This is a genomic window from Neobacillus drentensis, from assembly GCF_036965245.1.
Lineage (GTDB): Bacteria > Bacillota > Bacilli > Bacillales > Cytobacillaceae > Neobacillus > Neobacillus drentensis_G.
On record NZ_JBALPG010000080.1, the window covers coordinates 1 to 24099 of the forward strand.

The window sequence follows — 24099 nt, forward strand, 5'->3', positions numbered from 1 at the left end:
AAAATAAGAAAGGCAGAACGCTTAAAAGTAAAAGTGTTCTGCCTTTCTTATTTTTTTAATTCAAATCTAAAATATGAACTAAGGTTATTCGGGTGGTGCCAGGCAATTGGAATAGGACGATATCCATTTAATATCCTAAAAAATCAATCTTATGAGGTCTTCAAGCTGCTGATAGGAATTTGTCTCATAATGTGGATGAATGGTTTCTATCGTTCTTAGCTTGTTTTTTGTATTGACCCAAATGGAATTCCAACCAGCATTTTTTGCACCGATCATATCATTCTCAAATGAATCTCCAACCATATAGGAAATGGCACCAGTTGTATTTGTCTGAGTGTTAACATAATCAAATAATTCCTTTTGCGGCTTAGCATAGCCAACTTCACTCGAGATGAAGATATTCGTCTTTGGTATAAAGTGAAATAGTTCCAGTGATTCTAATTTTAACCACTGATGGGATGAGGGACCATTTGTAATAACATAAGCGGGAATGCCCTTCGAACTTAAATAATGTAGGATCCTTTTCATTTCAGGAATAAGGGAAACTTTATATTGCTGTTCTTTGTATGCACTTTGAAATGCATCTGCCTCTTCAGCCGTAATCGTATATCCCAAATCCTGAAAAGCGTTTATCATTCTATATTGATGCATCTCTTCTAATGGCATTTTTCCCGACTCTGTCAGTGTAAAAACTTTATCACTATATTCTCTGCTTTTTTTAAATAAATCTAGAATGGGAATATCCGTAATAGCTGAAAAAGTCCTGTCATAAGCCTCTTGAAAGGGCTGCAGTTGGTCGTATAACGTATCGTCCAAGTCGAAAAAAAGAGCTTTCATCATCAACACCGACTCCATAAAAGTATTAGATATTACTAGTTATATTACATGAAACAAATTACTTCAATGATTTTGATAGAGGAGAGGACAATTCAGCTAATATGGAAGGATGGACCATTTATAAATGGTATTTTCAAATAACGGAAAACTCCTCCTTGAACTTTTGGAAGGGTTGACGGGTAAAATAGGAAAAGTGACGGGTAAATATGCAAAGTAGACGGGTAAATTTTCATTTTAGAAGGGTAAATCATTTAAAGTGACGGATAAGAGGAAAATTCCCTCAAAAAGGTAACTTAAAAAGGGGACTAGGAAGTAAATCTCGTTAGAACGTGTGATTCACTTATTGTTTGCGTCCGCTTTCGCGGGTGAAATCCTCACATCAAAAGGATATGTCGGAGCAGGCTTGGTCTTGCTGAGTGTAGTAATTTCTGAGTTTGATTTTAATTGATCCAGCAATTTAACTATATTTTTGATTTTATGGGCATTTCTTTTGCGGGTTATATTCTTGGGGAAGGGAACAAACCCGGTGATATTTTTCAAGACGCACTAGCAATATCGGCTGCTGGTCATTTACAAAAAAATATACAAACGATCGACCAGTTATCTAAATAGAATACAGATTCACTTTCTATTGCCTTCTTTATTAGGATAAATAGGCTTATCGTATCTCTGGACAGTTTTATTTTTTCTCTATTATGAAACCAATGGTTCTATTAAAGCGTCAATTGTTAGGGGAAGGTCTTTTTATCTTAATAATGAGGAGGAGGGCAAAACCTTGATTAAAGGAGTAATATTTGATTTTGATGGTTTACTAGTAGATACTGAGTCAGTTTGGTATGAGGCGTTTAAAGAAGTGCTGTTAGAAAGACATTCAGTTGAACTGGATCTAGCAGGCTACTCCCAATGTATTGGAACAGGCAACGAAGTCCTATATCCATACTTTCATCAAATAACAGGGAAGTCTGTAGATTGTGAGCAATTAGAGAATGAAGCTTATGACAAATTTAAAGATAAAATGAAAATGCCTACTCTTAGAGAAGGTGTAAAGGAGTACCTAGATGAAGCGAAACAGAACAACTTGATCATTGGTTTAGCTTCCAGTTCGTCTAGAGAGTGGGTTATGAGATATCTTGAACAACTGGAAATTATTGAGTGTTTTCATGTTGTTAACACTAAGGATGATGTTTCTAGGATTAAACCAGATCCAGAGTTATATAAAAAAACATTGAGAGATTGTAACTTGCTGCCGACAGAAGCGATCGCCTTCGAGGATTCGTTAAATGGTTTACAAGCAGCAAAACAAGCAGGTATTCGATGTGTGATCGTCCCGAATAATGTGACAAGAAATTTAGAATTTATCAATCATGATTATCAACTCAAATCTATGAAGCAAGAGGCAATGAGTGAAGTAATTAAGAAAATTGCGGGTGGATTTCAGTTTAGTGGGGGTAAATCTTCAATCAGGTAAAGACGTACCTCGACATTTATTATAAGTTTTTGAGTGAAAAAGTGTTCATCAACATTGAAGGTGGGAGAATTGGGATTTATTCAAATTACAAAAAGTAATATTGAAACTGAACATATTTGCTGTGCATTGGGTGCAAAACAATATGAGAATGCAGTAAATGAAAAGAAGAAATGGTTGGCAGAACGAATGTATGAGGGATTAGTATTTTATCGTTTAGATGAACGTGCAAAAGTATTTATTGAATATTTACCTGCTGAAATGGCGTGGGTACCAATTCAAGCACCAAATTATATGTATATCAATTGCTTGTGGGTTTCTGGTAGATATAAAAATAACGGGTATGCAAAGCAATTTTTAAATTATTGCAAAGAAGATGCTATCAATCGTGGTATGGATGGGATTGTACATATAGTAGGAAAGAAAAATTACTCATATTTAAGTGAAAAACGTTTCTTTGAACATATGGGATTTGAGTTAGTAGACCATGCAGAACCATATTTTCAATTAGTAGCACTGAAGTGGAATGAACAAGCTGTTGTACCATCTTTTAAAAAACAGGTACAGGCTTTTTCCGAAGATGGAGGTATTTCCATTTATTACACAGCTCAGTGTCCTTTTGCTGTTGGTATATTGGATGAGCTAAGAAAAGTAGCAGAAAATAAAAGTGTCCCCTTTAATGCTTATAGGATAACGACTAAAGAAGAAGCACAAAACTTACCGATAATATGGACAACTTTTGGTTTATTTTATAATGGCGAATTCATTACACACGAAATATTGAGTTCAAATAAGTTTGACAAATTATTAACAAAACTATTAACAGAAGAATGACACTCCTTGTTCATATTTTTGTATTTTAAAAGGGTTATTGTAATAATGACATATGCCTTATTTCTAACGGACTTTTGTTGAAAAAGAAAGCAAATTAAGGACTTCACTAATTGGAAGTCCTTTTTGAATATAGCTGCTTAATCTAACTAAGTTCCTGATTTATAGCAAAAGAACCCTCCCCTTGCTTCCGGGGACGGTTCTCTTGCCTTTATTGATCCGCTTGCTTTTCAGTTAATTTTTCAAGGGCATCTTGTAACTTTTTAATGGCATGATCGACATCATGTTGAGTGGCATTTTCATTTGCAATTACTTCTTCTCCAGTGGCTATTTCTTTTATAAGGAACTTCCAGCTATCAGGAGAGAATTTGCTCTCATCTAAAGCTTTTGCTTCATCTAATAAAGCAATCAATTCTGAAAGATTTCCTTCCTTCTTGTCAATTTTTATTTCGTATATCGTTGGGGTTTTTCCTTCTGGCCATTCAATTTTTACGTCTAGTATTTCTGGTATTAGCTTTGTATCAAAGAATTGATATCCGGATTCAATCGCTCCAAGTTTTTTCCAGCCCTTTGTAGTTCTTACTGATACCTGACTGCCGGATAAGCTATTTGGATTTTCTAGAATGGTAACCCCTGTTACTCTCGTTCCTGCTTCTCCAATATGGTAGAGTATTTCTGCAGCTTCTGTTCCTCCAGGCTTGAACTTCGTATTCAGTTTGCCATCAATAAGATTATCCTTTGTATACCCAATTTTAGTTTGTGCATTAGTAGTAATCGTCGGGTCATTAATTTCAGGATAGTACTGACCATCGTTTATTACCAATTCTTGCATTCTAATCCACTTGTCTGACCCGACTTTTGTCCTCGTCACCTTAAATCTCAAATACTTGATTTTTTGATCCAAATCTCGTACTTCTTTTGTCCGATATGGAGCCTCTAGTTTATCAAATATCGCATCGATTCGATCTTCATTCGTTGCTTCTCCCTCATTTGGGCCATCTTGGCTGCCAAAGGTCATCACAGTGGTCCACTCGTTTCCATCTAAAGAAACCTCTAGAATGGCATGTCTTGGATAATCATGTTCTCCTTCAGCAATAAATGCTTTTATACTTTTCAGCGTAATTTCCTGGCCCATATCATAGGTAATATACTTTCCATTTAATTGACTATTTTTAAACCATGCAGGTGTTTTTACATCACCATCAAAGATGGAGAGCGGATTTTCAACACTTGTGTAATTTGTTTCTTTCACTGATTTCGGTTCAATCTCATAGGATGTTACTTTTAAACTATCTAAAGTAAATTCAATAGGCTTAGCTTGTTTATTTAACAGCCTTACATATCTTGCATCAGATGGGGCCGTCATATTTTTTACTTTATCCCACACTATGCCGTTTAAAGATGTTTCCACCGTTAAGCCTTTTACAGATGGTGCTTCAATTTCGGTTACATCTTTGACTCTGCTTAATTTTAGTCCTAGATATTCACCTTTGTTCAGCTTAATTGTACCTGCATCATTTAGTGATGTTGTTGTTTTACTTTCCGTTACTGATAAAGTCTTATAAGCGTCTACATTTGTAAAAATACTTGCTTTCGTTACCGGTTTCTGAAGATCTAAAAACTTCTCTACCTTTGGAGATATTTTACTCTCTAAGTTATTTGTAAATGGCTGCAGCCTTTTTTTAGCAGGTTTTGTTTTCATCGTTCCGTTTAAAAGTGGTCGATCATAGTCTAAGCTTTGCTGGCGTAAAGCGGTTGCTTTTGAAAAATGATCCCACGTATCTGCTTTATTACCGGCTTCAATAGCAAGATCTGTTTTTATAAACTCAATATCCGCAAGAACCATATCCCTTAATGCTTTTACAAATGGTTCTAACTCTTTCTTTAACTTTTCATTTTTTGTTTTTGCTAAAAATCCATTTGCGGCATCGGCAATTTTTTGCAGTTCGCTCAGGGCTTCGGGTGCAGAATCTTTTAACGAGGTGCCGTTATTTACTTTAGACGTGATTGTATCTAACAAATTCTTGATATCTTCACTCTCTGAAAGCGTAAGACCGTTAGGATTTGCATCAGACATATGTTTAGCTAAGATATGAAGCTCTTCTGCTGCATCTGGCTCGATATATTTAAAGCTATCTTCCCAACTTTTTTGGGCGTTAAACACCTCAGTGTTCCATGTATAATCTGCAATCGCAAATAGAGCTACTTTTGAAGCTTCTGCTTCTTGCATTGGATTTGTCACAGCACCGGCAAGATTTTTTATTCCAGGCTGTAACATTTCCCCTTTGCCTAAAAATACACGTGACATATCGACATCATTCACAGGCCAGTTTAGCCAGAATAATGGATCCCTTCTTACGACTCCCCCATTACTTCTGGTCTTAAATGTATCAATGGTAGACTGGACGATAGGAGCACATGTAGTCGACCCTGTCCAGAAAATTTGAATGCTTTTATCGAATCCCTTTTCATAGGCATTCAACTCGGCAGGATTCCAAGCCCAGCTTGAATTATAGCTTGCTGGACAGTATAAAATATCATAAACATCGCCTTTTGCTTTTGCCCAGTCCGAAACTGACTTCATCAATGCGACAACATAATCATGTGGCAGGCTGCCAACATCATCACCTAAAACTCCAAATTGTCTAACCCCGACATCGTATAATTGGTTGAATTTTGCCAGCATCTTATCGGTATTTTCTTGAAGTTTAAGCATAGGGTTACCGCCTGATTGGGCGATTTTCGCTACTTCTGCTAATGGAGAAATGGTCCAAACAAAACGCGTTTTATTTTCATTTCCTACTTGAGCCATTTCTTTAATTTCAGCTAATTTTTCTGGTGGATATAACTCAGCCCATTTTTCTCTGTGATAAGGGTCATCCTTTGGTGCAAATACATACGATGTCATTTTAAAATTACCGCCAAATCTCATGAGCGACATGCGATCCTCATTACTCCATGGAATGCCGTAGTAGCCTTCAATAAATCCTCTGATTTTTGTATTGGCATAGTCTTGAATGGATAAATTTCGAACTTCTTTGTCAGGAGCCTGAGCCAAAATGGCATTTAACGTTACGACACCATAAAAGCTGGCGTCCGTGTCTTTTCCTAAAATCATCATTGTATTATTTTGAATCACTAATTGATAGGCATCAATTTTCGAAAAGTCCATATTCTGGCTCGTGCCGTTATTTGCAGCATAGGTATCCACTGGGCCATTTGAACCTTTCGTACCAATCAATACATTAATTTTATCATCAACTACCTGTGTTCCAATAGTTGGAGCTGGGTAGCCATTTTGTTTAAAAATGTTTTCTACTTTTTTTCGCGTTACGGAATCAATGGTGTCATCGTAGATAACTTGAATCGCTTTGTCTAATTTCGTTGAACCTTCGTGATAGGTTATCTTATGAGGTACAGGGTATATTTCATACTCTATTGAAGAATTTTCTTTTGCAGAAGCAGTAGGTGCTTTAATCCCAATTGCTGAACTACATATCACTGTAAAAATGATAGCTAGATTGAGCCAAAACCTTTTTTTCATTTACCTTCCCTTCTTTCTTCAAAATTTGAACATTGCGATCTTTTTACCCCTGTTGATAGACTTTACCTACTGATGACAACACTTCCTCCTTTTATTTTTCTATAATTGGTATTTTTTTTGACCTTATTATTCGGACCTTAAGGTTAAAAAGGGGGTACTAGAGAAATAAAAAAGGCATGGAAAACAATCGAGAATGCTCTCGTTCTGTTTTCCATGCCTAGTATGATCTAGTAACATGAAACCAATTATATGCCGTTATTGTAAACCGCTTACATTTCCAACGTCAATACCATTTTTGATTTTTAGTAAAATTTTACTATCAAAATGCTTGGAGTGTAGGTGAAAAGTCAGAAGCAAGGGGACGGTTCTCTTGCTTCTTTTTTACATGGTAAGTAAAAAAGTAAGTCCAAGTGAATATTTATCATTCTTTATAAACTGTATTTTTTATAAAAAAGGAAGAACATAGCAAAAAAGTGAAGATAAAATTAGTGGTTTTTAAAATATTGATGATAGACGGTAAACAAGAGGTTTCCAATATATGAAAAGGGATAAAGATATTTTACTAAAATGGTGTAAATTTTTTTACTAAGAATAGAAAGGAGGTAATGAAAAAAGCCGTCAGCCCCCCAAACAGTTAAAGTTTAAAGCGATAAAGCGAGACATAGGTGCTAGTCTAATTATCTACAGCTTCCGAAGGCGGTTACAATTTCGAAAATTCATTTGATTTTATGTATTGACAATTTTAAATGCTATTATCATAATAATTAGTGTAAACGTTTCAATTTTTTTGAAAATAAAATTGAAACGTTTCAATAAAAGGAAATAGTGGTGAAATGAAGTGCCCACAATTAAGGATGTATCACGTTTATCTGGGATTTCCGTTGGTACGGTTTCTAGGTATCTTAATGGTTATAAAGTCAAAAAAGATAATGAGAAGAAAATCCAGGAAGCGATCGAGCAGCTAGATTACAAAGTAAACCAAATGGCGAGAGGACTAAAGACAAACAAGACATTTACCGTTGGTGTTTTAGTTCCAAGTATTACGGATATTTTCTCCAATCAAGTCATTGAGGGGATGGAAGAAATACTAGATCAAGAGAATTATAGTCTCATCGTCTGTAATGCAAGAAACTCCCTAAAGACCGAAAAGGAGAAACTTCGCTTCTTGAAAGAAAAGCGAGTAGACGGAATTGTAATGATGCCTGTTTCAGACGAGCATGAACATGTAAAAGAGATATTGGAGGAAGGAATCCCTCTTATTTTAATCGACCGTCTCCTTGACGGTGTCAAATGCGATGCTGTCGTATGTGATAATGTAAACGGTTCCTATAAAGCAATTGAGGAATTAATCGCTTTTGGTCATAGAAGGATTGGCATAATCGCTGGTCCAACCAATGTGTATACTGCACGCGAACGCCTAAATGGATACATAAGGGCCCTTAGTGATTACGGAATTACGATTGATGACTCCCTTATTGAGTATGCGGAATATCGTAAAGGGAGCGGGATTGAGGCCTATGAAAGACTTTTGAATATGGAAAATAGACCTACGGCTATTTTTGCCACAAACTATGAAACTACCATGACTGGAATAAAATACTTCATGGAAAATGGAATTGCAATTGGAGAGGAAATTTCTCTATTTGGATACGACAATTCTGACGTGTTTCAGATGTTGACCCCATCCATTGCAACTGTTGTGCAGCCGATGGGAGAGATTGGCGAAAAAGCCGCACATCTTCTATTAAAACGGATTGAAAGCGACTACTCTCTTTTTCCAGTGGTAAGCCGGTTAAAGACGAAAGTTCTCTCAGGGACATCTGTAAAAAACTTGTCTAAGCTAGGCTAGAACAAAGCATTTTAAGGAGGTGATGGTTGAGGGCAATACTCGTACATAATGAGAATAAATAGTGTTGACATGATATTACCTTAAAATAGTTAAAGGGGGAAATGAAATTGAAAAAAATGTTAGCCTTAATTTTAATCTTAAGCATGATGGTATTAGCTGCGTGCGGTGGAAAAGAGTCCTCAACATCAGATGGAGGGAAGACAGGTAAGAAAATTACCATAGGGGCTTCTCTACTTACACAATCACATCCGTTTCAAGTAGCCATAAAGGAAGCGATAGAAAAAGAAGCAAAGAACCAAGATGTTAAGGTGGATGTTGCTATAGCTGATCAAGATTTAAACCGGCAGATTTCTGCTATTGAAGATTTCATCAATAAGGGCGTCGATGCAATTATAATGGTTCCTGTTGACTCAGATGGTGTAAAAGGGGCGATTTTAAAAGCTAAAGACGCAGGCATTCCAGTTGTAACTGTTGACGTCAAGGCGAACGGTGTAGAAGTGGATTCACATATCGCAACTGATAACTACACTGGCGGTATGATTGCGGCTGAAGCCATGGCAAAGTATCTTGATGGAAAAGGGGAAGTAGGACTTACCACCTATCCGGAAGTTCAATCTGTTCGTGACAGAATCGATGGATTTAAGGAAAACGCGAAAAACCACACTGGTATGAAAATTGTTCAAGAACTTCCTGGACGCACAAGAGAAGAAGCCAAAAAAGCATCTGAAGACATGCTGACGGCACACCCAAATATGAAAGGAATCTTTGGCTTTGGGGATGACATGGCCATTTCAGCAGATCAAGCGATGACGGATCGTAAAGTGAACGGAGTGGTTATCGGATTTGATGGTCTTGCAGAGGCACAGAAAAAAGTGGACGAGGACAATACCTTTAAAGCCGTAGTTGTTCAGTTCCCGGATAAAATGGGAGAAGAAGCAGTCAAAAATGCCGTTAAACTAGTAAAAGGCGAAAAGGTTAAAAAAGAAATACCAATCACACCAGGTCTTTATGTGAATGGAAAGGGATTTGTGGATGTGAAAGTGGAGAACGGAAAAGTAATAATTCCAGAATAATCCATTAGGAGGAGTGCCGCTTTCTTAGGGTATTTCCTCTTTTTAAAAGGAAGTGAAATCTGTGGGAACCATCTTAGAAATGAAAGAAATCAAGAAAGTATTCCCTGGAGTTGTGGCACTCGATGGGGTCAATATTTCCTTGGATCAAGGGAAAGTATTAGCGCTCCTAGGGGAAAACGGAGCCGGAAAATCTACTCTCATGAAAATCCTCTCCGGTTCATATGTGCCTGATGGTGGTCATATCGAACTCTTTGGTCAAAAGGTGAACATTCGGAATGTGGTGCATGCTAGAGAACTTGGGATCTCTATTATCTATCAAGAACTTTCCCTGAGTCCGAATATGACAGTTGCTGAAAACATTTGGGCTCTCTATGAGCCTGTGAAATTTGGACTAATCAACGACGCCGAGATGAATCGGAAAACAAAGGAACTTCTCGATGAACTGGATATTCACATTTCACCTAGCGCTTTAGTGAGAGACCTATCTATTTCAAATCAGCAAATGGTCGAGATTGCAAAGGCTGTCTCATCTAACCCCAAAATCATTATTATGGATGAACCGACATCCGCACTTAGTTCAAAAGAAACCCAAACTCTTTTCAACATCATTACAAAATTGAAAAGTCAGGGAAATTCGGTAATTTATATTTCTCACCGAATGGAAGAAATTTTTGAAATTACGGATACTGTGAGTGTCCTCCGTGATGGGAAGTATATTGGAACTGTCAAAACAAAGGATACTTCCCCGGATGATCTTATTACGATGATGGTTGGGAGAAATATGGATGAGGTTTATCCGCCAAAGAACTTTAAACGCACAAGTGATGAGATCTTGCTGGAAATAAGAGATTATCACAGGAAAGGTAGTTATCACAATATCTCATTTTCTCTCCGACCTGGTGAAATCCTCGGGCTTTATGGCCTTATGGGGTCTGGCAGGACTGAAATTGTACAAGGGATTTTTGGAATGCTCAAGAAGGAACGGGGAGATTTATTCCTTCATGGAAAAAAAGTAAAAGTTAACACGCCACTTCAGGCGATTGAAAAACGAATCGCTTTTGTTACAGAAGATCGGAAACATGAGGGGCTGGTCTTAACCTCCAGTGTCTATGAAAATATTACACTAGCAAATTTGGATAAAGTGTTGAATAAATTAAGACTGATAAAGCACGACAAAGAAGTGAACATTAGCAACCGTCATGTTGACGCTCTTAAAATCAAAACACCAAGTATTTACCAGACCGTGAATAAATTAAGTGGGGGAAATCAGCAAAAAATTGTTCTCTCCAAATGGTTTGAGATTGAACCAGAAATCCTCATCTTAGATGAACCAACAAGGGGAATTGATGTAGGGGCAAAATTTGAGATTTACAAACTAATGATTGAACTTGCTTCAAAGGGAGTAGGAATAATCTTGATTTCTTCAGAACTGCCAGAAATCCTACACATGTCCGACCGTCTATTGGTTATCAAAGACCATGAGGTGACAGTAGAGCTCGATCCAAAACAAACTTCTCAGGAAGAAATTATGAGTTACATCACAAAAACCAAATCCAAACAGACGGATACCACCTCCTAGAGGAAATAGAAAGGGGCACAACTATGAAATGGAAACAAGCTTTCCAGGACAATAAAGCATTGAAGACATACGGAGGGGTCCTTGCTGCCCTTTTGGCACTAGTCATCCTCTTTTCATTCTTAAGTCCTCACTTTTTAAATACGAATAATATATTTACGGTTTTATCCCAAGTTTCAATCATTGCTATCATGGCATTTGGGATGACATTTGTGCTGATGATTGGAGAAATAGATCTTTCAGTCGGATCAATCGCTGCCTTATCTGGCCTTGTCCTTGGACTATCACTAACATGGGGACTAAGTGGACCACTAGCCATTTTGGTTACTCTTATTGTTGGAGCACTTGCCGGATTAGCAAATGGATTGATCTCTGCACGTCTTCGTATTCCGACCTTCATCGTGACAGTTGCAACCATGGGGATTTTTAGGGGAATTGGATATGCGACTACTGATGCGAAACCGGTTGGTGTCGATGATTCGTTTATCATACTATTAGGGAATAAGAAACTATTTGATATTATTCCAGTTCCAGTCATTATCGTTGCAGTCTTGTTGGTATTCTCACACATTCTTTTATCGAAAACAAAATTTGGGAGAAGAGCGAAAATGGTCGGGGGAAATAAGACGGCCGCAGAATATGTGGGAATTAATACGAAATCACTTCAAACTAAGATTTTTATCATTTCGGGAGTTGCTGCTGCCATTTCAGGTATTCTCCTAACATCCAGACTTTATTCTGCACAGCCAAACACAGCTAGCGGATATGAACTTGATGCAATTGCGGCTGCTGTTCTTGGTGGCACGAGTCTTTCTGGAGGATACGGTACAGTATTTGGAACCTTTATCGGTGCCTTGATTATGGGAGTCATCAATAATGGAATGAACCTAATTGGGCTTCCTTATTTTTATCAACAGATTGTCAAAGGGATTATCATCATTGTAGCGGTTTACATTGATGTTCGAAATAAAGGAAGGATACTTGGTAAATAGGAGGGACGAGGAATGGCAGATATTTTAACAATAGGAGAAATCCTCGTGGAAGTCATGGCGAAGGAAGTGGGACAAAGGTTTAATGAAACGGGTGAATTCGTAGGACCGTTTGCTAGTGGCGCCCCTGCAATTTTCATTGACCAGGCAGCGAAAACAGGAAGCACGGCTGGTATTATTGCCAAAATTGGAAACGATGCATTTGGAGAATTGAATTATCGTAAACTGGAACAGGACGGCGTGGACGTCTCATTTATTCAAAAAACTCCGCTAAAGTCTACCGGTGTTGCGTTTGTTACCTACAAGGAAGATGGGGACCGTGACTTCATCTTTCATATTCAAGATTCCGCCTCAGGTCTTATTGGTCCGGATGACATTAAAAAGGAAGACTTTGTGGATTGTAACTATTTTCACGTGATGGGAACCTCACTTTTTTCTGAAGGGCTCCGCCAGGCAGTGAAAAAGGCAATTGATTGTTGTAAAGAATCGGGGACGAAAGTTTCATTCGATCCAAATATGCGGAAGGAACTCCTTCAAGACCCTATTATGAAAGAATTTTTAGAATATGTTCTCGATCATTGTGACATATTTCTACCTGGTGGGGACGAGCTTGAACTTCTTCTCGGTACAAACGATGAGGAAAAGGCGGTTGCATATCTCCTTGAAAAAGGAGTCCAATATGTCATTGTCAAAAACGGAAGTAAAGGATGCCGTGCATACTGCAAGGAAGCATCTTTCACCGTCGAATCTCTTAAAGTTGTGGAAGTCGACCCAACGGGTGCTGGTGATTGTTTTGCAGGAACATTTATTTCCTGTATGAACCAAGGAATTGGATTTCGTCAGTCAGTTATGTACGCTAATACGGCTGGAGCACTTGCTGTTACGAAGAAAGGACCAATGGAAGGCAATACCCATCTGGAGGAAATAAAGGGTTTTACAAAATAGAAACAACAAGGAGGAGATCAAGTGAGTGTAGTATCAGCGAAAAATATGTTAGATAAAGCAAAATTAGGAGGTTATGCAGTTCCGGCTTTTAATATTCATAACCTTGAAACGGTTCAAGTCATTGCAGAGGCCGCAGCTGAATGTGGGTCGCCGGTAATGATTGCAGCTACTCCGAGTACATTGACATATGCTGGAACAGATTATTTGCTTGCTATTGCCAATGTAGCTGCAAAAAGATACGGGGTTCCAATTAGCATTCATCTTGATCATGCAGAAGATGTTGACTACATAAAAAGGTTGATTGAAATGGGGTACAAAAGTGTCATGATTGATGCTTCCCATCATCCTTTTGAAAATAACATCAAAATCGTCCGTGAAGTGGTAGATTATGCAGCAAAATACGGGGTGTCAGTCGAGGCAGAACTTGGTAGATTAGGAGGAATCGAGGATGACTTAGTCGTCGATGAAAAAGATAGTTTTCTAACGGACCCTGATAGCGCAGTTGAGTATGTGGACCGGACAGGAATTGATAGCTTCGCTGTCGCTATTGGTACGGCACATGGCCTTTATAAATCTGATCCAAAACTAGACTTTGATCGTCTTGCCATCATCAATGAAAAACTGGACGTACCACTTGTCCTACATGGTGGTTCAGGAATTCCAGAGGCGGATGTAAAACGGACAATTGACCTTGGAATTTCAAAAGTGAATATTGCAACTGAACTAAAAATTCCATTTGCTAAAGCAGTGAGAAAATACCTAACGGAAAATCTTGATGCCAATGATCCTCGTAAATACTTGACCCCGGGAAAAGAAGCCATGAAAAAAGTGGCGATTCAGAAAATCCTAATGTGCGGAAGTGATGGAAAAGCATGATTTGTACTGGAAGCCGCTCTGATTCCCAATTTGGTGATGGTCTGACTTTCTAATAGTAGATCGTTTATTATGCAGAAATCCTGCCCTCTATTACAGGGGCGGGATGTTTTGCATTTCCAATCATTCCGTGTCGGGACCTATATTTTGCTGAAAACAAGAAAACTTCTCTGCGAATGGTTAAGAAATTTTTTAAAGTAGAAGCACTCTACTTAGGCGTTTTTGCTGATTTGGAGGCATTAAGTCGAATAGACCTCTCTATGTTGACGTTTTCGAGAATAACTACCGCAGAGTGCATCTAGAATCCCTCTCCGTCCTCTCTTCCACCAAATGTGTAACAAAAGAACATCGCTAGTTACATAAAATTATTCAGCCACACTTAATATAAAACAGGAATTCTTTGACTTCGCTTGAATATTATAATAAATAGCATTTGGGGGTATATTATGAATGAAAATAAGTTAAAACACCTTGAATTTATTCAGGGAGTAATAAATCGAATGGGACAAAATTCCTTTTTATTGAAGGGCTGGGCAGTAACTCTTGTTGCTGGACTTTTTGCTTTTGCGAACACCCAAGATATGGACTATAAATTAATTTCAATTGCATTAATACCTACTATTTTCTTTTGGCTTTTAGATGGTTATTTTCTTTGGCAGGAAAAGTTGTTCAGAAAACTTTATGATAATGTTAGAAAAAAAGCGGATGGAGAGTTTATTGATTTTTCAATGAATGTGAAACCCTTTGAGTCCGAAGTAAGCTTATGGATATGTATTTGCTTTTCGAATACATTAAGACTATTTTATCTTCCAATCATTGTTGTAATTATTATTACCATGATGTTTAATTGTATGTAATAATTTCCATGGTAAATATAACAAAAAGAGGGAAAATTCTGATATAATAATATAAAATACATTGCTATTAACACTTTTTTGGAGGTATTATGACCCGTATCAAACCAAAATTATTTATAGGATCTGCAAGAGAATCCGCTGAATATGTTGATGCAATTCACGAAGCACTTACTCATGTTGCTGAGGTTACTCCTTGGACAGCAGGTGCATTTCACCCACTCGAATATAATATGGAAAGTCTTGAACGACAATTAGATGAAAATGATTTTGCTGTATTTGTATTTTCACCGGATGACGTTGTAAATATTCGAGGTACCATTACATTTACAACTAGGGACAATACGTTGTTTGAAATGGGTTTATTCTGGGGAAGGTTAAGAAGAGGACGAGTATTTTATATCATTCCTAGTGCAACACCTGATAGTGAGAATGTACAAGGTTTTCGTTTGCCTTCAGATCTGGACGGTCTTACTGTATTAAGGTACGAAACTCGTGGTGACCATAATCATGGTGCTGCTGTTAATGTAGCTTGCAGGGCTATAAAAAGAAAAATTGCAGAGTTGGGCGTCTTTCAGGATCCAGGAAAGCTCTTAGCGGAAGCTCAAGCAAACATGGATAAAGACTATGCCTTAATTCGCATACTCCGAACCTTATCAAAACGACTCTTGGCAGACCCATCCAAAAAGTTTGAATACCTACAAGAAGCTGTTCGAAACGCTTATCAAGCTCCATATTCTTATTACGTGGAAGGAATAGGAGTCTGGCAAGCGGAAGGCAATGATGGTCTGAAACAAATAGCTGGAAATGATGGTCAGGGGGAATTTTACCCATTTGATGTTAATGAAAATAGGCGAGAAACAGATAGAATCATCGTGATTGATTGTTTTTTACAGAGTAACGAGCTCGTTTTTCTAAAAAATAATACAGCCTTTGATAATACTTATGTGCTATGTTATCCTATAGGAAAGCAATTGGTTTTGACGGTTGCAATAACGGGAAGAAGGGCATTAAGTCAAGAAGAGATTGACGATATATTTCTCGATAATTACAACCTTTTAAGCACCATAAATAATGTCTTTGGAGGTGCAACGTCATGAAAAAAACAGTGAAATCAAAAGCAGACAAAAAATCGTATAAGCTTGGAGAAACTGTCAAGGGTGTAAAAGCTGTTATTCCCTCCAATCATGGAAAAGAAGAATCAGGAATAGTTATTTATAAGCGAAAAGCAGATTATAGAGAAGACCCGTTTAAGAAGCGGGCTTAAACAAAGGGACGAGGGGACAGGAACCTCGTCCCAATTTTTTTACCCAATATTATACATAGTGAATTAACTTAATAAAAAATATTTCTAATTGGAGTGAAGAATATGATTAAGAAAAGAATCCGCCATATTCAACGCTACCGGGATATTGTGTATGCCTTTACTCGATATGGCTTCGGTTTTATCATGGATCAATTGGGACTTACTGAATTGTTATCTGTACCAAAAAAGGCATTTGCTGAAGGCAATAAAAAACTCCATAGTAAAACAACAGGTGAGAGAATAAGGATGTTTTTAGAGGAACTTGGCCCGACCTTTGTTAAAATGGGGCAGATTTCCAGTACGAGACCAGACGTTATTCCTGCAGAAATTATTCAGGAACTGGAAAAGCTTCAGGATCAGGTTCAACTATTTCCGTTTGAAGATGTGAAACGGATAATTGAAAAGGAATTTGCGGAACCGATGGAAAACTTATTTGACTCATTTACCGAGCAGCCGTTAGCTGCAGCATCCATTGGACAAGTTCATTATGCCGTTTTGAAAACAGGAGAACGAGTTGCCGTTAAGATCCAACGTCCCAATATCCGGACCGTGATCGAAACGGATTTAGAAATTATGCAAGACTTGGCCAGGCTTGCAGAAGCACGTTTAGGCTGGGCGGAAAGATATCAAATTTGTGATATTGTCGATGAATTAGCTCAATCTATCCGACAGGAATTGGATTATGAAAATGAAGGTCGAAATGCTGAAAAGTTTGTGAAACAGTTTCATGATAATCCTCATGTTTTAATTCCAAAGATATATTGGGAATACACGACGTCAAAAGTGTTGACCATGGAATATATTGAAGGTATAAATTTAAACGTGGCAAAAAACCTGCATCAAGAGGCATATGATAGTAAAATCGTCGCAGAAAGAGTTGTAAACGCAATTTTTCAACAAATTTTGATAGACGGTTTTTTTCACGGCGACCCTCATCCTGGCAACATTTCAGTATTACCAGGTAATATTATTGCTTTTATGGATTTTGGGATTGTAGGTCGGCTGACTCCGTTAATGAAACAACATGTTGCCTCTTTTGTGATTGCGATGATGACCCAAAATACCGATGAAGTGGTCAGGGCGATTACAAACATGGGTCTGGTACCAGAGGATGTTAATGCCGAAAAACTAAGGGCCGATGTCGACCAGCTCCAGGAAAAATATCTTAATGTTCCTTTTAGTGAAATAAGCCTTGCCAAGGCGGTTAATGATTTGTTTTCAGTAGCCTACCGGCACAGGATAAAGATGCCTACAGATTTAACTTTGTTAGGAAAGACGTTGCTGACGATAGAAGGTGTCGTTGAAAAGCTTGATCCAGAGTTGAGTATTATTAAAATTGCAGAACCGTTTGGAGAAAAATTGGTTAAAGAGCGCTTTCATCCTAAAAATGTTGCGGAAAAAATCCGGCAGCAGTTTTCTCAATATGGAGAAATCTTTAATGAACTGCCCAGGACGTTAAGAGACATTACTTCCATTATGAAAAAAGGAAAGATGAAAATAGAAATTACGGCACCAGAGATGGATTTATTTTTAAAGAAAGTCAATCGAATTACTAACCGGCTATCTTTCAGCATTGTGCTGCTGTCCTTTAGTATCATTATGGCAGGGGTTATCATTGCTGCCTCATTTTCGGGACAAACATCTACCCTGCTGACAAAAATACCGACTATCGAAATTGGTTTTGCCATTGCTACGGTTATGTTCCTTTGGCTCCTCTATTCTATTTTTAAATCTGGAAGGTTTTAACGAACCAGAAAAACTTTGTTGAACATACAGATAGGTATAAATTTGGATGCATTTCCCCAAAACTAAGAAGTCTTTAAAAAATCGGCTCAGTTTATGGGGTCATTAAGATGCAAGCATACTTTCAATTTCATTTAAAACTTAATTCATTTCGCCTTTTTTCAGTAGAGCACTTCTTGACGATGGGGATTATCTTCGTTATTTGTGTTCTTCTTTTTGTTATGAGGAAAGAGCTTAAGCAGAAGGAGAAACCAAGGCTTTTTCGTTTCTCTCTAGCAGCTCTCTTAAGTGTTGAGATAACGGGAATTTAGTCAAAGAATGAAGGGTTATGGAGAAGTTGTATTTTGAAAAAATTATTTATTCTTCTAATTGAATTCCCGATTCGCATTTTTTCAACAGCTTGGCTAAAAGTCTATCAAGACAGGAGACTGCCACCAATTTAATTATGACTATAAACATTTGAGCAACACCCCATCTTAATTCATACTACACTGAAAAAACTCCCCCGGTAGTTCCCCAAAAGTAAACACCTATCAGTTAGATATAGCACGACTTGATTCTATTTCTCCTCCAAAAATGCAGATTGGTTTTAGTTCACACATAAAAAACAAGAATACTTATAATACTATCCAATATATTACTTTTTCAAATAACAATATTTTATGGTAGTTTTCACTACTGTTATAGCATTTAAAGGATGAGTAAAAATGTGGAAAATGGTGGTTTTCTATCTTCCAGACTGGAAAGTTTTTTTGCAAGCTTTTATTGCATTTTCCATTCCTTATGTGATCTCGAGGTTTTTTGAGTGGATCTCCCAACAAAGGAGTATTGATGAAAATGAGACGAAAGAAAATAAAGATCAGACAACTCAAAATGCACAGCAATCAAAGTGAGAAAGCTCAGAGATTTATGCCTCCTCAAGATTCAATGGGTCATTTCACGGGTGAGTTCATGGTAGATCTGGAACGTGTCAGACAAGAAATCGGTCACAACTCAGATGTTCATTTTAGGGAGTTTCATATCGGGAGCAAGGATATTCGTGCGGCAATCATTTTTGTTGATGGATTGTCAGATAAAGAACTCATCGATAAACACATAATGAAATCAATGATGATAAATTTTTCCGAAGAATATAAACAGGATCCATCTATTTTGAATCAGACAGTATTAAAAGAGTTTATTAAAAATCAAGTCCTTTCTATTAGTGAATTATCAGAGGTACATGACTTATATGATTTGATTTCCAAAGTATTGACAGGTTCGACGGCATTGTTAGTTACTGGAGTGTCTGAAGTGCTAATTCTCGGAACAACCAAAGGGAAATCACGTAATATTGAAGAACCAGTTTCGGAAGCATTGGTTAGAGGTCCACGGGTAGGCTTCACAGAAACCCTAAGCGATAATACTGCCCTTTTGCGACAGCATGGTGATAATCGCAGCTTATCCATCATCCAATTTCAAGTAGGACTGCGTGCCAAAAAAAAACTAGTCATCGCCTATATGAATGAGATTGCTGGCCCAGAATTGGTGGAAGAGGTCAAAAATAGAATTAAGAAAATTAATATTGATGATTTACCAGAATCAGGATATGTAGAACAATTGATCGAAGACAATTACCTTAGTCCTTTTCCACAAGTACAAAATACGGAGCGCCCCGACCGCGTTATCGGTGCCTTAATGGAAGGCAGGGTGGCGATCTTATTAGATGGGACACCTTTCGCATTGATCGTTCCGGTTACATTTAGCATGCTGCTGCAATCACCTGAAGACTATTATGAGCGTTGGCTGCCTGGTTCACTTATCCGCCTATTGCGTTATTTAACCGTTTTTATATCTCTTTTTGCACCTTCCTTGTATATTGCCTTTATCTCGTTTCATCCAGGAATGATCCCAACCAAATTGGCCCTGTCCATAATAGGAGCAAGGGAAGGTGTTCCTTTTCCTGCACTTATTGAAGCACTGCTTATGGAAATATCCATTGAAATTTTACGGGAAGCCGGACTGCGTTTACCCAAGCCGATTGGCCCCGCAATGGGGATAGTCGGTGGACTAATCATTGGTGAAGCTGCTGTTCAAGCTGGGATTATCAGTCCTGTTATGGTGATTATCGTGTCGTTAACCGCCATTTCCTCCTTTGCCATCCCGCAGTATAGTGTAGGGATTACGTTACGAATCCTTCGCTTTGCAGCTATGTTCTGCGCTGCCATGTTGGGATTGTATGGGATCATTCTATTTTTCCTCTTGCTTAGCAGTCATTTGGTGAAGCTGAAGAGTTTTGGAGTACCTTTTATCAGCCCAGCCGCACCGTATCGAGTAAGTGACTGGAAAGACTTTATGATTCGAATGCCGCTCATGATGATGAAACGCCGCCCGAAGATAATGCAAACGAAAGATTCCATCCGCAAAGGATAGCTCAATATGAAAGGAAATGAACGAGCGATGATAGTCAATCTAAAAGACCGAATTACCACATCGCAAGCAGCTGTTGTCCTCGTCAATTATATTCTTGCAGCTGGTATCCTCACTCTGCCCCGAACATCTGTTGAGAAGGTCAAAACACCAGATGTTTGGATAACCGTTATTCTAGGCGGACTGATTGCGATTATGGCAGGGATCATCATAGTCAAATTAAGCCAACAGTATCCTAAAAAAACCTTTTACCAATACAGCCAGGAACTTTTGGGAAAATGGGTGGGCGGATTACTTTGTCTACTGATTGTAGGTTACTTTTTTACACTTTCCGCATTTGAAGTTAGAACGCTGTCAGAAGTAACAGGTTTTTTTTTACTGGAAGACACCCCCGCCTGGGCAATCATCATGCCCTTTATGTGGATTGGACTTTATCTGATTATGGGCGGCATAAACCCGATGGCCCGTCTGTTTTCATTGATATTCCCTATTTCGGTCGTCGTTTTTTTACTGGTGGCCTTTATGAGCTCAGGAATATTTGAGTTAGATAATCTCCGTCCGGTATTAGGATTGGGAATCAAGCCAATATTAGCAGGGTTAAAGACAACCGGCCTCATGTTTTTAGGTCCTGAAATTATGTTGCTCCTTGTAGCGTTTATGCAACAGCCAGACAAAGCAGTAAAAGTTATTCTAGTTGGAGTTTCTATCCCCATGATCTTTTACGTCATTACCGTTGTGATGGTCATCGGAGCATTATCCGTCGATGGAGTGGTCACGAGAACATGGCCGACAATTTCCCTTATACGAAGTTTTGAAATTCCTGGTTTATTCTTTGAACGGTTTGAGTCTTTCATGCTTGTGATATGGATTATGCAAATATTTGCAACCTTTACCATCACCTACTATGCAGCTGCATTGGGGCTGGCTCAACTATTCAAAAAGAACATTCACCCATTTATGTATGGATTGATACCGATTATTTACATCATTGCCATGACTCCAAAAAGTATCAATGACCTATTTAAATTTGGGGATATGATTGGTAATGCCGCGTTGCTCTTATTTGGTGTAATGCCACTGCTTCTTCTAATTGTCTCGAAATTAAAGGAGGGAAAACATGAAACAGAGACATAAAAATGTTCGGCTCCTCTTTCGTTTCCTGTCATTTCTTTTACTCCTGACTCTTACAGGCTGCTGGAGTCAAAGAGAAATTGAAGAATTAGGGTTAGTTGTAGGTATTGCATTGGATTTAGAGAAAGATAAGAGTCTTGAGGAAGCGTTAGAGAGGAATGAAAACAGATATCCTGACAAAGCTTTGATGACGATTACCAATCAACTTATCACCTCCGAGACAACTGGTGCGGGAAAAAAAGAAGGGAAGTCACAGCAAAAAGCTTACAATAACGTTTCTGAATCAGGTGATGCCATCCTTCCTGTTTTACGTAATATGGTATTGAGAAGCGACAAACACCTCTTTGCTCAGCATTTAAAAGTGATTGTCATTGGAGAGGATCTTGCACGTACGGTGAATTTAAACCAAATTTTAGATTTTTTTCTAAGGGGACAGGAGGTCAGGCCAAGCAGTATCATTTTAATCGCTAAAAACCGTGCGAGTAAAACACTCGAGTCGAAAGAACCAGCTGTTATTCCAGCACTCCATCTCATTCAAATTTCAAAAGGTCAAGAAAGAACCACAAAGATTTTGCCTCCTATATCACTTGGTAAATTAAGTGGGAAATTACATTCAGAATCCAGTTTTCTTTTGCAAAATGTGAGCACGAAGAATGGAGAAGTAAAATTTGAAGGAGCTTCCTTGATTGATGGAAGGGCAAAAAAACTACGTGGTTTTTTAAATGAGAAGGATTTAGAAGGCATAACATGGGTAACTGGAAAGGGTAAAGGCGGTCTAGTGAAAAGCTTGGATGAAAAGACAGGACAGCTAATTATCTACGAGATAGAGTCAATGAAGAGTAAAATTCGGCCACATGTTGTTGGGAACAACATCTCTTTTGAGGTAAATATCAGTTCTGAAGGAAGAATTGCTGAAAATTGGGTAGTTTCGCGGAAAGTTTCTGAAAATGAATTTCTGAAAAGAGCAGAAAAAGTGAGTAAAAAAGAAGTTGAGCGCTTGGTGAAGAATGTATTAGACAAAACACAAAAGGAATACCAAGCAGACGTATTAGGGTTTGGAGACCGATTGAGAATTGAGTATCCTAAAGTATGGGAAAATGTCAAAAAAGATTGGGATCAAACCTTTAGTAAGATCCCGATCAAATACAACGTAAAATTAACCATCACAGATTATGGGACATCAGTCTTAAACAAGTAAGTCCCCTTATGAGTTTATTACAAAGCCACGAAGTCGGGGTCAGACCCCTTCCGCCAATGGGAAGGGGTATCCGCTAATTGCAAAGTGCCAACCGCCAATTGGATACCTCTAGTTAGGTAATCGTATTTTTCATTTTTTGCTTTTTGATTTTCCGGTTTTATTTTTCTTCGTGTTCTTGGCATTTCGATATTGTGAAGGAGATAGATTCGTTACTCGTTTAAAGGATTGTGCAAAGAATGATTGGGAAGAAAAGCCGGTAATAGTTGATATATCTGAAATAGGGTAGTTGGTGGTCTCCAACAAAATTTTACTTTCCCTTATGCGGGTTTGAATTAAGTATTCGATTGGTGAAACACCGACGGATTTCTTAAAGGAATGAGCAAGATAGTATTTATTGATATGACCAGCCTCTGCCAATGTATCCAAATTGATCTCTTCGCGAAAATGCTGCTTAATGTAATTTTTGATAAAAGCCACATCTTTACTGATCTTTTTAGTAGAGGTTTTCTCCAGGTTGAAAGCTTTTTTTCTCATCATTTTAAGCAACAAAATTTCTAATATATTTTGTATAATCAACTCAAAGTCTTCCTTTTGGTTTTCCACTTCCTCCATCAATTGCTCGAGGTAAAAGAGATAGATCTTTTGATCCTGTTTATAATTTAAAAAAGTGACCTGTAAACCCGGATCATCCGGTGATGAAAAGGCGAGCCCTTGGATCCCCAGTGCAATGTATTCAAGCGGTTGATCGGCACCGGACTTTTCCGTGTGTTCAATATTCGGATTGATGACAATTACATCATGCTCTTTGACAGGAACTTCTTCATTGGAAAAGAAAAACGTCCCTTTGCCCTTGGTAATATACAATAGTTCTGTGAAGTGATGGGTATGATTGGTACTATGCCAATCTTTATCATATTTTGATTTTGTTACATAGAGAAGTTTTACTGGAAGATGGCCTCGTTGCGATTGCGGAACTTCATAAATCTCATTTGACAAATGATTCCCTCCTTCATTAGCAATCTATTACCTGAATTATAGGATTTTTAGTGAATTATTACAATGAAAACAAGATATCTAAAAAACTGGACAAGATGTTTATTGTGAAAGCGTTTCTACTCTCTCGTATACTTTAGCTATAAAGTGAAAAGAAAGAGGTGGGGGCCTACCCATCGATTCGAAAAATGGCGATTGTCACCAATTCGATGAAGGAGCAAACAACGGTTGTCTATGACGGAGAAGGCAACAGTAAAGCCGTGACGTTGGAGCCTAGTGAAATCCGTTGGGAGGATTTTTCAAATGAAGGCTAATGTTTTAGTCGTGATTAAAATTGTTGTGTTTATCAATTGTCTCGCTTTGATTATTATCGGCCAAAAGACAGCCGGTAAACTCGAACTGGGCATCATGTTAATTGGATTAGCCGGTCTTTTAGGATTGCTTTATGATTACAATCGGAAATACATTTAATAAAGTAAGGGG

The 24099-nt window shown here is 38.0% G+C and carries 19 protein-coding genes and 2 pseudogenes; 18 read left to right on the plus strand and 3 right to left on the minus strand.

Features of this window, described 5'->3' with window-relative positions; all coding sequences use genetic code 11:
- Window positions 1–135: 135 nt before the first annotated feature.
- Entirely contained in the window at window positions 136–840 is a 705-nt protein-coding gene (locus V7150_RS16875; protein WP_335520740.1) for an HAD family hydrolase, read from the minus strand.
- A gap of 441 nt (window positions 841–1281) precedes the next feature.
- On the opposite strand from V7150_RS16875, the pseudogene V7150_RS16885 reads away from it, so the two are divergent.
- The 3 genes and pseudogenes from V7150_RS16885 to V7150_RS16895 form a co-directional block, all read left to right on the plus strand.
- Window positions 1282–1449: pseudogene (locus tag V7150_RS16885) on the plus strand (flavodoxin family protein); the annotation flags it as partial.
- A gap of 163 nt (window positions 1450–1612) precedes the next feature.
- Window positions 1613–2305 (plus strand): HAD family hydrolase, encoded by a 693-nt coding sequence (locus V7150_RS16890; RefSeq protein WP_335520742.1) that lies wholly within the window; start codon window positions 1613–1615, stop codon window positions 2303–2305.
- Window positions 2306–2374: 69 nt separating this feature from the next.
- Window positions 2375–3136, plus strand: a complete 762-nt coding sequence (locus tag V7150_RS16895) for an N-acetyltransferase (protein ID WP_335520744.1) — start codon at window positions 2375–2377, stop codon at window positions 3134–3136.
- 208 nt (window positions 3137–3344) lie between these two features.
- On the opposite strand, the gene V7150_RS16900 is transcribed toward V7150_RS16895, so the two are convergent.
- Window positions 3345–6677, minus strand: coding sequence for a beta-N-acetylglucosaminidase domain-containing protein (locus V7150_RS16900; protein WP_335520747.1), 3333 nt, complete (start codon window positions 6675–6677; stop codon window positions 3345–3347).
- Window positions 6678–7515: 838 nt separating this feature from the next.
- On the opposite strand from V7150_RS16900, the gene V7150_RS16905 reads away from it, so the two are divergent.
- From V7150_RS16905 to V7150_RS16965, 13 genes are all read left to right on the plus strand, one after another.
- Window positions 7516–8526 (plus strand): LacI family DNA-binding transcriptional regulator, encoded by a 1011-nt coding sequence (locus tag V7150_RS16905; protein WP_335520748.1) that lies wholly within the window; start codon window positions 7516–7518, stop codon window positions 8524–8526.
- 116 nt (window positions 8527–8642) lie between these two features.
- Complete coding sequence (locus V7150_RS16910; RefSeq protein WP_335520770.1) at window positions 8643–9599, plus strand: substrate-binding domain-containing protein; 957 nt, start codon at window positions 8643–8645, stop codon at window positions 9597–9599.
- Between the two features lie 61 nt (window positions 9600–9660).
- On the plus strand, window positions 9661–11178 hold the full coding sequence (locus tag V7150_RS16915; protein WP_335520749.1) for a sugar ABC transporter ATP-binding protein: 1518 nt from the start codon (window positions 9661–9663) through the stop codon (window positions 11176–11178).
- Window positions 11179–11201: 23 nt separating this feature from the next.
- The gene (locus V7150_RS16920; protein ID WP_335520751.1) at window positions 11202–12167 is read left to right on the plus strand and encodes an ABC transporter permease; all 966 of its coding nucleotides are present in this window, start codon (window positions 11202–11204) and stop codon (window positions 12165–12167) included.
- 12 nt (window positions 12168–12179) lie between these two features.
- Complete coding sequence (locus tag V7150_RS16925; RefSeq protein WP_335520753.1) at window positions 12180–13109, plus strand: sugar kinase; 930 nt, start codon at window positions 12180–12182, stop codon at window positions 13107–13109.
- A gap of 21 nt (window positions 13110–13130) precedes the next feature.
- Window positions 13131–13985 (plus strand): tagatose bisphosphate family class II aldolase, encoded by an 855-nt coding sequence (locus V7150_RS16930; protein ID WP_335520754.1) that lies wholly within the window; start codon window positions 13131–13133, stop codon window positions 13983–13985.
- Between the two features lie 443 nt (window positions 13986–14428).
- Window positions 14429–14839, plus strand: a complete 411-nt coding sequence (locus V7150_RS16935) for a hypothetical protein (RefSeq protein WP_335520756.1) — start codon at window positions 14429–14431, stop codon at window positions 14837–14839.
- 89 nt (window positions 14840–14928) lie between these two features.
- Window positions 14929–15936: a nucleotide-binding protein gene (locus V7150_RS16940; RefSeq protein ID WP_335520758.1), complete on the plus strand. Its 1008-nt coding sequence runs from the start codon at window positions 14929–14931 to the stop codon at window positions 15934–15936.
- Window positions 15933–16103 (plus strand): hypothetical protein, encoded by a 171-nt coding sequence (locus tag V7150_RS16945; RefSeq protein ID WP_335520760.1) that lies wholly within the window; start codon window positions 15933–15935, stop codon window positions 16101–16103. Before V7150_RS16940 ends, V7150_RS16945 begins: the two co-directional genes overlap by 4 nt.
- A 102-nt stretch (window positions 16104–16205) precedes the next feature.
- Window positions 16206–17888, plus strand: a complete 1683-nt coding sequence (locus V7150_RS16950; RefSeq protein ID WP_335520761.1) for an ABC1 kinase family protein — start codon at window positions 16206–16208, stop codon at window positions 17886–17888.
- 828 nt (window positions 17889–18716) lie between these two features.
- Window positions 18717–20297 (plus strand): spore germination protein, encoded by a 1581-nt coding sequence (locus V7150_RS16955; protein ID WP_420490305.1) that lies wholly within the window; start codon window positions 18717–18719, stop codon window positions 20295–20297.
- A 27-nt stretch (window positions 20298–20324) separates the two neighbouring features.
- Window positions 20325–21428: a spore germination protein gene (locus tag V7150_RS16960; RefSeq protein WP_335520772.1), complete on the plus strand. Its 1104-nt coding sequence runs from the start codon at window positions 20325–20327 to the stop codon at window positions 21426–21428.
- Window positions 21412–22623 carry a Ger(x)C family spore germination protein gene (locus tag V7150_RS16965; RefSeq protein ID WP_335520764.1) on the plus strand — a complete coding sequence of 404 codons (1212 nt, stop codon included), beginning with the start codon at window positions 21412–21414 and terminating at the stop codon, window positions 22621–22623. Before V7150_RS16960 ends, V7150_RS16965 begins: the two co-directional genes overlap by 17 nt.
- A gap of 129 nt (window positions 22624–22752) precedes the next feature.
- Here V7150_RS16965 and V7150_RS16970 read toward each other — a convergent pair whose 3' ends face one another.
- Window positions 22753–23619, minus strand: a complete 867-nt coding sequence (locus tag V7150_RS16970; RefSeq protein WP_335520766.1) for an AraC family transcriptional regulator — start codon at window positions 23617–23619, stop codon at window positions 22753–22755.
- A 155-nt stretch (window positions 23620–23774) separates the two neighbouring features.
- On the opposite strand from V7150_RS16970, the pseudogene V7150_RS16975 reads away from it, so the two are divergent.
- A pseudogene (locus V7150_RS16975) lies at window positions 23775–23930 on the plus strand (1,3-beta-galactosyl-N-acetylhexosamine phosphorylase C-terminal domain-containing protein); the annotation flags it as partial.
- Window positions 23920–24087, plus strand: a complete 168-nt coding sequence (locus V7150_RS16980) for a DUF6903 family protein (protein WP_335520768.1) — start codon at window positions 23920–23922, stop codon at window positions 24085–24087. The pseudogene V7150_RS16975 and the gene V7150_RS16980, both read left to right, overlap by 11 nt.
- The last annotated feature ends 12 nt before the right edge of the window (window positions 24088–24099 follow it).

Coding starts and splice junctions, on each gene's coding strand:
- V7150_RS16875 (WP_335520740.1), bottom strand. CDS start 840: ATGATGAAAGCTCTTTTTTTCGACTTGGACGATACGTTATACGACCAA.
- V7150_RS16900 (WP_335520747.1), bottom strand. CDS start 6,677: ATGAAAAAAAGGTTTTGGCTCAATCTAGCTATCATTTTTACAGTGATA.
- V7150_RS16910 (WP_335520770.1), top strand. CDS start 8,643: ATGTTAGCCTTAATTTTAATCTTAAGCATGATGGTATTAGCTGCGTGC.
- V7150_RS16920 (WP_335520751.1), top strand. CDS start 11,202: ATGAAATGGAAACAAGCTTTCCAGGACAATAAAGCATTGAAGACATAC.
- V7150_RS16925 (WP_335520753.1), top strand. CDS start 12,180: ATGGCAGATATTTTAACAATAGGAGAAATCCTCGTGGAAGTCATGGCG.
- V7150_RS16935 (WP_335520756.1), top strand. CDS start 14,429: ATGAATGAAAATAAGTTAAAACACCTTGAATTTATTCAGGGAGTAATA.
- V7150_RS16940 (WP_335520758.1), top strand. CDS start 14,929: ATGACCCGTATCAAACCAAAATTATTTATAGGATCTGCAAGAGAATCC.
- V7150_RS16945 (WP_335520760.1), top strand. CDS start 15,933: ATGAAAAAAACAGTGAAATCAAAAGCAGACAAAAAATCGTATAAGCTT.
- V7150_RS16950 (WP_335520761.1), top strand. CDS start 16,206: ATGATTAAGAAAAGAATCCGCCATATTCAACGCTACCGGGATATTGTG.
- V7150_RS16955 (WP_420490305.1), top strand. CDS start 18,717: ATGAAAATGAGACGAAAGAAAATAAAGATCAGACAACTCAAAATGCAC.
- V7150_RS16960 (WP_335520772.1), top strand. CDS start 20,325: ATGATAGTCAATCTAAAAGACCGAATTACCACATCGCAAGCAGCTGTT.
- V7150_RS16965 (WP_335520764.1), top strand. CDS start 21,412: ATGAAACAGAGACATAAAAATGTTCGGCTCCTCTTTCGTTTCCTGTCA.
- V7150_RS16980 (WP_335520768.1), top strand. CDS start 23,920: ATGAAGGCTAATGTTTTAGTCGTGATTAAAATTGTTGTGTTTATCAAT.